At 63.6% G+C, this 2041-nt stretch carries 2 protein-coding genes; one reads left to right on the top strand and one right to left on the bottom strand.

The annotated features are described in order from the left end of the window. Window positions 1–282: 282 nt before the first annotated feature. On the bottom strand, window positions 283–486 hold the full coding sequence (locus VF515_14280) for a nucleotidyltransferase domain-containing protein (protein ID HEX7408799.1): 204 nt from the start codon (window positions 484–486) through the stop codon (window positions 283–285). Window positions 487–956: 470 nt separating this feature from the next. On the opposite strand from VF515_14280, the gene VF515_14275 reads away from it, so the two are divergent. Continuing rightward, window positions 957–2041: CCA tRNA nucleotidyltransferase (locus VF515_14275; GenBank protein ID HEX7408798.1), on the top strand; the 1085-nt coding region annotated here is incomplete at its 3' end.

Below are 2041 nucleotides of genomic sequence, written 5' to 3'. Positions count from 1 at the left end.
CTCCTCTCCCCGCTCCGACTGCTTCCGGCTGCAGCGACCCTTTGCCGGGTGGGACTCACACCCACTGGAAACCGCCGTCTTTGCACGGCACACCAACGCCTCGCGGCGTAGACGCTCGTTCGAGAAAGTGCCACTGTCCAGTAAATAACATGTCAATGATTGATGTCGGCAAGAGCATCCGTCTTGCTTCTCGTCATTCCCGCGGTCTTCAGGCGGAATCCATCCCCCACGCACTGGAGGCCCGCCTGAAGATTGCGGGCATGACGGATTGGAACGGGAGGTTCATGAGCGTCGGGGTTCGTTCCAGTGCTGCCGACTGAAAACGATTTCCGAGATCATCGCGCCGTGTTTAAGTTCGACTTCGTAGAGTGCATCGCCAATGCGATCCTCCAGGTCCGGTTGGACCTCAACGTCGACGAGGATGAGCACGTCGTAGTCCGATACGGGTTCAGGATCGCGCCGCGCCCGGCTCCCGTACAGGATCACTCTCGCGTCCGGAGCGACACAACGGCAGCTGAACGCGGCTTCGGACAGGGCGCGGACGGTTACGAAAAGGAAGCGTGCTGGTACTGTGTCCCGCCGAATTGAGGAGGCAGGAAGGATCAATCTCGTGAAACGGCAGGCTGCTACCACACTCAGTCCCGCCGATCACGTACTCCGGGTGCGGCTGCGTGAACCGGTCCGGTTCCCCGATCTGACCGAGCGCCGGGCTCTGAAGCTGTCGGGGGTCTCACACTATACCTCGCGAGCCCACTTCGAGCTGTGGCGCCGGCGATCATCACCGGCGCGTTCTGTAAAGACGGCACTCCTTCAGACGCCCGTCCGGCTGTGGCCATTGAACTGACACTGTCGCAACACGACGTCGGGTAGGGAAGTCGCAGGCCGCCCCTGATACCAGGCGGCAGCCCCGGCCTCATCCTTGACGGCCGCACGCCGCCTTGCGACCATGATCCAGCATGAATCCCAAGGAAGCGGCCGCGCACACGATCGCGCAACGGTTGCGCCAAGCCGGTTACATCGCCTATTTCGCCGGCGGCTGCGTACGCGACCGGCTGCTCGGCCGCGAACCGCAGGATTTCGATATCGCCACCAGCGCACCGGCGGACGTGGTCCAGCAGCTATTCAAAAGGACCGTGCCGGTCGGCGTGCAGTTCGGCGTCGTCGTCGTGCTCATCGATGCCGAAGCCGTTGAGGTCGCGACCTTTCGTTCCGACGCGGCCTACTTGGACGGGCGCCACCCGAGCAGCGTCCACTTCGGTTCGGCCGAGGAAGACGCTTGCCGGCGTGACTTCACCATCAACGGGATGTTCATCGACCCCACTACCGGCGCCATCATCGACTATGTTGGCGGGCAAGCCGATCTGCGGGCCGGCGTCATTCGCGCCATCGGTGACGCCGCCGCACGCATCAGCGAAGACCGCCTGCGCATGCTGCGGGCCGTCCGCTTCGCCGCACGCTTGGGCTTCGACATCGAACCGGCCACCTTCGCCGCCATTCGAACGGCCGCGGCGTCGATCACGGACATGGCGTGGGAACGCATCGGCGACGAAGTGGTGCGGATGTTGACCGACAGCGAGGCCGGGAGTGCGCGGAGCGGTTTCGAGCTGCTCGACCGCAGCGGTTTGCTCGATCCCATTCTCCCGGAAATCGCCGCCCTGAAGGGCGTGGAGCAATCGCCCGACTACCACCCCGAAGGTGATGTGTTTGTCCACACCCTCGGTTTGCTCGAACAACTTGACCACCCCACTGAGACCCTGGCGTTGGCAGCCTTGCTGCACGACATCGCCAAGCCAAGTTGTGCGCAGCGTGACGAGAAGCGGATCACGTTCTACGGCCACTGCAAGCTGGGCGCGGAGATGGCCATCGTCATCTGCCAGCGACTGCGACGCAGCCGCGAGACTTGGGAACGGGTGGCTGTCTTGGTGCGCGACCACCTGCGGCTGTTGCAGGCACCTGAGATGCGGCTGAGCACGTTGAAACGCTTCCTGGCATCCACTGCCATTGAGGAGTTGCTGGAACTGGCCCGTCTGGACGCGATGGC

This window comes from Candidatus Binatia bacterium, from assembly GCA_036382395.1.
Lineage (GTDB): Bacteria > Desulfobacterota > Binatia > HRBIN30 > HRBIN30 > JAGDMS01.
This window is presented reverse-complemented; position numbering and strand designations above follow the sequence as displayed.